Annotated in this window: 6 protein-coding genes; 5 read left to right on the top strand and 1 reads right to left on the bottom strand. The window is 39.4% G+C overall.

All coding sequences use genetic code 11. From position 1 onward, the window contains the following. Nucleotides 1-160: 160 nt before the first annotated feature. Complete coding sequence (locus tag PQ578_RS16570; RefSeq protein ID WP_273835519.1) at nucleotides 161-481, bottom strand: 2Fe-2S iron-sulfur cluster-binding protein; 321 nt, start codon at nucleotides 479-481, stop codon at nucleotides 161-163. A gap of 163 nt (nucleotides 482-644) precedes the next feature. On the opposite strand from PQ578_RS16570, the gene PQ578_RS16565 reads away from it, so the two are divergent. The 5 genes from PQ578_RS16565 to PQ578_RS16545 all read left to right on the top strand — a co-directional run bounded on the left by PQ578_RS16565 (nucleotide 645) and on the right by PQ578_RS16545 (nucleotide 6,192). Further along, nucleotides 645-1,076, top strand: coding sequence for a DUF2203 domain-containing protein (locus PQ578_RS16565; protein ID WP_273835518.1), 432 nt, complete (start codon nucleotides 645-647; stop codon nucleotides 1,074-1,076). A gap of 337 nt (nucleotides 1,077-1,413) precedes the next feature. Next, nucleotides 1,414-3,300: an ABC-F family ATP-binding cassette domain-containing protein gene (locus PQ578_RS16560; protein ID WP_273835516.1), complete on the top strand. Its 1,887-nt coding sequence runs from the start codon at nucleotides 1,414-1,416 to the stop codon at nucleotides 3,298-3,300. 179 nt (nucleotides 3,301-3,479) lie between these two features. Continuing rightward, nucleotides 3,480-4,301, top strand: a complete 822-nt coding sequence (locus tag PQ578_RS16555) for a M55 family metallopeptidase (RefSeq protein WP_273835515.1) — start codon at nucleotides 3,480-3,482, stop codon at nucleotides 4,299-4,301. Between the two features lie 15 nt (nucleotides 4,302-4,316). Then, nucleotides 4,317-5,246, top strand: coding sequence for an ABC transporter permease (locus tag PQ578_RS16550; protein ID WP_098445743.1), 930 nt, complete (start codon nucleotides 4,317-4,319; stop codon nucleotides 5,244-5,246). Nucleotide 5,247: 1 nt separating this feature from the next. After that, nucleotides 5,248-6,192, top strand: a complete 945-nt coding sequence (locus PQ578_RS16545) for an ABC transporter permease (protein WP_273835514.1) — start codon at nucleotides 5,248-5,250, stop codon at nucleotides 6,190-6,192. Nucleotides 6,193-6,239: the final 47 nt, after the last annotated feature.

Below are 6,239 nucleotides of genomic sequence, written 5' to 3'. Positions count from 1 at the left end.
ACCGGCTGAGCTAGGTGAAGGAGAGTTTTTTTCATCTTATATACTTCAAAACACCATTTCAACTAACAGGAAAATCAAAACCATTAAAAAAGCTTGTAGAGGAACCAAGGGTTCCTCTACAAGCTGACGAGCTTTGTATAGCTCGTCTAAGTAAGTTCCCTTATTCTGCAGGTCTCGGACCGGCATCCAGACCAGAACTTTCAACAGTCATCATAGGTTTTACTTCACAATCACCGTTAACGCGAACTTGACAGGAGAGACGTAGGTTTTCTTCTACACCTTTTTTCTTAAATGCTTCCTGCTCAATTTCAGTTAGATCTCCAAACTCCCCATTCATGACTTCAACACGGCAAGTTGTGCATTTTGCTTTACCACCGCACCGGTGAAGCACCTGAACTCCGTTATCTTCAAGTGCAAGAGTTAATTTTGTTCCTTCTTTTACGTCAAATGATCCGTGATCTGGTACTGTTACTTTAGCCAAAGAAATTCCTCCTTTATAAATCGTTCCCCGTTCACTTACTATCATATCGGAAATATGTACTTGTTTGAAGCACTCTTTTAATTGTAAAATTTCGTCGAATGATGTGTAAAGAATAGAAGGAAGGGTAAATAAGAAGTAGTAAAGATGAACCAGGAGGAAAAACATGGATAAAAAATATTTTACTTTAGAGGAAGCGAATAATTTATTACCCATGATTAAAAGAGAGCTCGCCGGATTAAAGCGTTTAAAAGCCCAGTTTAATGAACATTATGATCAAATTGAGCAACATAAAAAAACACTTCTTTATCGCCATAAAACAAAAGTAGATGAGGATATTCTATTTAAGAAAGAAGCGCGTATGGAGTTTATGGAATTAGAGGCACAAACGTTTATCAATAATATTATGGCCCTCGGTGTCGAAATAAAAAACGTAGATGAAGGGTTAATTGATTTTCCTGCCGTTATCAATGGAAAAAAAGTGCTACTTTGTTGGAAAGAAGGGGAAAGCAAGGTTTCCTTTTTTCATTCTGATCTTGGTGGGTTTAGCCAAAGAGAACCGATTGAAAACATCATTAAAGAAGAAGAGCAGGGCTGAGGTTGTTCAGCCTTTTTTTTAAGGATGGAAAAATAAATTTCAATTACCGTACTAGTATAGAAAATAAATTATTGCTTACCTTAAGAAACAAGGGAGGTGAAGCAATGAAAAATCCAAAGCAAAATCAGAAGCATGAGACAGAATTTGCCAGTGAGCTTGCAGCTGATCAGAACAATAATAAGAAACATAAAAAAAATAAAAAACAGAAAAAGAATGCCTAACAAAAAGAAGCTCTGAATGGAGCTTCTTTTCTTTATGAAAGTAGTAGATTAGTTCCCTTCTATCTCTAAAACAGTTAAAATAGAAAGCAGACTAAAGAGAGAAAAGGATGAGGATCATGAGCTTGTTACAGGCTGAATCAATCACCAAGTCATATGGAGAAAAAACATTATTTGATGAAATATCTTTTTCGCTCGAAGATAAGCAAAGAATTGGATTAATCGGTGTTAATGGGACTGGAAAATCATCATTGCTTAAAATCCTTGCGGGGCTTGAATCAATGGATCGTGGCAAACTTTATCACGCGAATCAATTTCATGTGGAATATTTACCTCAAGATCCTGTGTTTATAGAAAAGAAAACGATTCTGGAAACAGTTTTTGATAGTGACGTTCCACTTTTTAATACGGTGCGGAAATATGAAGAGGCACTTCAAATCGTTATGAATCATCCCGAAAAACAATCTGCTCAAGAAAAGTTGCTTCAAGCACAAGAAGACATGGATCGTCTTCAAGCATGGGATTTTAGTACACAAGCTAAAACGATCTTAACGAAGTTAGGTCTCCATGATTTTGAGGCAAAGGTTAATGCATTATCGGGTGGTCAACAGAAGCGGGTGGCACTAGCAAAAGCATTTATTAATCCTGCCGATTTATTAATTCTTGATGAACCTACAAACCATATTGATAATGCTACAGTGGAGTGGCTAGAGCAGTATCTTGCGAACTATTCGGGCACTCTTTTACTTGTCACACACGACCGGTACTTTCTTAATCGCGTAACGAATCGTATTTTTGAATTAGATAAGGGACGGTTATTTGAATATGAAGGAAACTATGCGACGTTTTTAGAACAGAAAGCGTTGCGAGAAGAACGTGAAGCAAAAGAAGAAGATAAGCATAACAAATTACTTAAGAGTGAACTCGAATGGCTAAAAAAGGGAGCGAAAGCAAGAACAACAAAACAAAAAGCCAGGAAACAAAGAATTGAAAACATGAAAGAAGTACCTGGGCGTGCGACTGAAGGCAGCGTAGATATGACATTAGGGGCTAGTCGACTAGGCAAAAAGGTGATTGAAGCAATTGACCTTACAAAAACCATTAATGGTCGTACCTTGACTGATCGCTTTAACTATCTTGTTCTTCCTCAAGATCGAATTGGTATCATCGGACCCAATGGTTCTGGTAAAACAACATTACTCAATATGCTTGCAGGTCGGATTGCCCCTGATTCTGGTCACGTTGAAATTGGGGTCACAGTTAAGCCTGGTTTTTACACCCAACAAAATGAAGGGCTTGATGAATCTCTAAGAGTTATTGAGTACATTCGAGAAGGGGGAGAAGAGGTTCGCCTCCGTAAAGGCGGTACCGTTTCAGCTTCCCAAATGCTTGAGCGATTTTTATTTTCACCTGATATGCAGTGGACTTACATATCACGATTGTCGGGTGGAGAGAAAAGAAGGTTATATTTGCTTCGCATTCTAATGGAAGAACCAAATGTCCTTTTTCTTGATGAACCTACGAACGATTTGGATGTTCAAACGTTAGCGGTATTAGAAGACTACCTTGCTGATTTTCCTGGGGCTGTTATTACCGTCTCTCACGATCGCTATTTCCTTGATAAGATCGCAGAACAGCTTTTTGTTTTTGATGGCACAGGAAAGATTAATCATTATTATGGCTCTTACTCTGATTACCTTGACGTTATAAAAAGAGAAAAAGAACTTGAAGCACTTGATAAAAAACAAACGAGTCAAAAACAAGACATTGTGAATGAAAAGCCTAAGCAAGTGAAATTATCCTATAAAGAAAAGAAAGAATGGGAAACCATTGGGGACACAATTGAGAAAATAGAGCAGCGCATTGAAGACGTGAAGAATGAAATTGCAGAATCAGGAAGTGATTTTGCCAAAGTAGACGAGCTCTATAAAGAAGAGCAGGCTCTTTCAATGGAGTTAGAAGAAAAAATTGAACGGTGGTCTGAGCTCTCTGAAAAAATGGAATAAGCAATAAAAAATCCTACCATACACGCTGGTAGGATTTTTTATCGTGTCCATTAACTATAAGTAACGTGAAAAACTATGAAATAAAACTTCACAATGTCTTTAGAATATTTTGAGAAACGAAGTAAATAGTGGTATAATAATTCAGAAAGTTACGAATCTAGAGAGAAAGGAGAAAATTTGTGAAGTTTTATTTATCGGTAGATATGGAAGGAATATCAGGACTTGTTGATGACTCGTTTATTGATTCGAGCAAACGGCACTACGAACGCGGGCAGGAAATCATGACGAAGGAAGCCAATCATGTGATTGAAGCGGCGTTTGGAAGTGGATGTTCAGCGATAACGGTGAATGATAGTCATTCAAAAATGAACAACTTGCTTTTTGAGAAGCTTCACCCTGAAGCAAGGCTCATTTCAGGAGATGTGAAACCTTATTCAATGGTTCAAGGGTTGGATAGTACATATGAAGGGATGGGAATGATTGGCTATCACGCACGCGCTGGCACACCGGGTGCAATGTCTCATTCCATGTTCCACAATGTAAGGAATTTCTACATAAATGAGCTAGTTGTTGGAGAGCTGGGGATGAATGCTTACGTTGCAGGATATTTGGGTGTTCCAGTATTATTTGTCGCTGGTGATGATCGAGCAGCACTTGAAGCTGAACAGCTAATCCCAAATATTACAACTGCTGTAGTTAAAGAATCGATTTCACGATCTTCTGCGCTTTTACTTTCTCCTCATAAAACAGAGAGGATTTTGCGTGAACAGACAGAGAAGGCGTTTAACAACAGACACAATGTCGAACCATTAGTTCCTCCTCGTGAGCCTGTACTTCGCATTGAATTTACTAATTATGGACAGGCCGAGTGGGCGAGCCTTATGCCTGGTGTTGAAATTGAAGCAGAAACGACCGTTAAATATCAAGCGAAAAATATGCTTGAAGCTTATCGAGCTATGCTTGTGATGACAGAATTAGCATCTAGAACAACATTTAGCTAGAAAGTAGGGATGCCTGTGGCGAAATATATTGTAAATCGTCTCTTCGCCATGGTGATTACATTATGGATCATCGTAACCATTACGTTCTTCTTAATGCACGCGGTTCCAGGGTCACCATTTAATCAGGAAAGAAACACCAGTGAAGCGGTGCAGCAAAATCTTGAAGCGCATTACCATTTAGATGAACCGGTCTTTATTCAATATGCGATTTATATTAAATCTCTTGCAACACTTGACTTTGGACCATCAATTAAACAATCTTCTACCTCCGTTAATGAAATGATTGGGAGAGGGTTTCCTGTCTCAGCAGAGCTCGGAATAACTTCTCTCCTGATCGCGATTATTTCAGGCATAATACTTGGAATCATGGCAGCCCTTCGTCACAATGGGGCAATTGATTATATGGCCATGACATTTGCCGTAATAGGGATTTCTGTACCGAATTTTATTATGGCGACACTACTTATTCAACAGTTAGCGGTCACATGGGAGATTTTCCCGGTAGCGACGTGGGCGTCACCAATGCATATGATTCTTCCATCAATCGCGCTTGCTACAGGCCCTATGGCGATCATTGCGCGGTTAACGAGGTCAAGTATGATCGAAGTACTAAATCAAGATTACATCATGACGGCTCGAGCGAAAGGGATGACCACCTTTCAAATTGTTACAAAGCATGCACTAAGGAATGCATTGCTACCAGTTATCACGATTCTTGGTACGCTTGTTGCTGGTGTATTGACGGGTAGTTTTGTTATTGAAAAAATCTTTGCTATCCCTGGAATGGGGAAATACTTTATTAACGGCATTAATGATCGTGATTATCCTGTCATTATGGGAACAACTGTCTTTTATAGTGCTTTCCTCATAATGATGCTCTTTATTGTAGACATTGCTTACGGGATATTAGATCCGAGAATTAAGCTACATAAGAGGGGGGAGTAGCATGATACCAGAGCGAAAAGAAATAAAACAGGAGTTATCTGATGACCTGTTTCTTCCGTTACAAAATCCCTCTTCTAATGCTGAAATGATTGCGAAACCTAGTATTTCCTACTGGAAAGATGCCTGGATGAGACTTTCAGGGAACAAGCTATCAATGGCAGGCCTTGTAATGCTAGTTTTACTCGTACTAATGGCGATATTTGGGCCGTTATTAACGCCTTATTCCTATGAGCACCAGGTGCTAACAGAAGGCAATCTACCACCTTCTTCTGAACATTGGTTCGGAACGGATAATCTTGGACGAGATATGTTTACGCGAACATGGAATGGAGCGAGGATTTCATTATTCGTTGGATTTATGGCGGCTATTATCGATTTCATCATCGGAGTCGCTTATGGTGGGTTTTCTGGTTATAAAGGTGGAAGAACAGACAATTTTATGATGAGAATTATTGAGATTTTATATGGTCTTCCATACTTGCTGATGGTCATTTTACTAATGGTAGTCATGGGACCTGGACTATTCACAATTATTATTGCGTTAACCGTAACGGGCTGGGTTGGTATGGCGAGAATTGTTCGAGGCCAGGTTCTTCAATTGAAGAACGCCGAGCACGTACTGGCATCCAGAACGTTTGGAGCGCGTGCTGGTCGTGTTATTCGAAAGAACCTACTTCCGAATACAATGGGACCGATTATCGTTCAAATGACGCTGACTGTACCTACAGCGATCTTTGCAGAAGCCTTCTTAAGCTTTCTAGGACTAGGTGTCCAGGCACCTGTTGCGAGTTGGGGTGTTATGGCGAATGATGGATTGTCTGTTATTTTATCTGGTCACTGGTGGAGATTATTCTTCCCTGCATTCTTTATTTCGTTAACGATGTTTGCTTTTAACGTTCTTGGCGATGGTTTGCAGGACGCGCTTGATCCAAAATTACGTAAGTAAACCTCATTTTCATGAGATTTCACTGATAATGACATTTTAAGGGGGAA

It is taken from the genome of Guptibacillus sedimenti (assembly GCF_028610665.1).
GTDB classification, from domain to species: domain Bacteria; phylum Bacillota; class Bacilli; order Bacillales; family Guptibacillaceae; genus Guptibacillus; species Guptibacillus sedimenti.
The sequence above is the reverse complement of the archived record's forward strand: the minus strand, read 5'-3'. Positions and strand labels throughout refer to the sequence as shown.

What these genes read in the sequence shown, in the direction of transcription:
- PQ578_RS16565 (WP_273835518.1), top strand. Translation starts at nt 645, where the DNA reads ATGGATAAAAAATATTTTACTTTAGAGGAAGCGAATAATTTATTACCC.
- PQ578_RS16560 (WP_273835516.1), top strand. Translation starts at nt 1,414, where the DNA reads ATGAGCTTGTTACAGGCTGAATCAATCACCAAGTCATATGGAGAAAAA.
- PQ578_RS16545 (WP_273835514.1), top strand. Translation starts at nt 5,248, where the DNA reads ATGATACCAGAGCGAAAAGAAATAAAACAGGAGTTATCTGATGACCTG.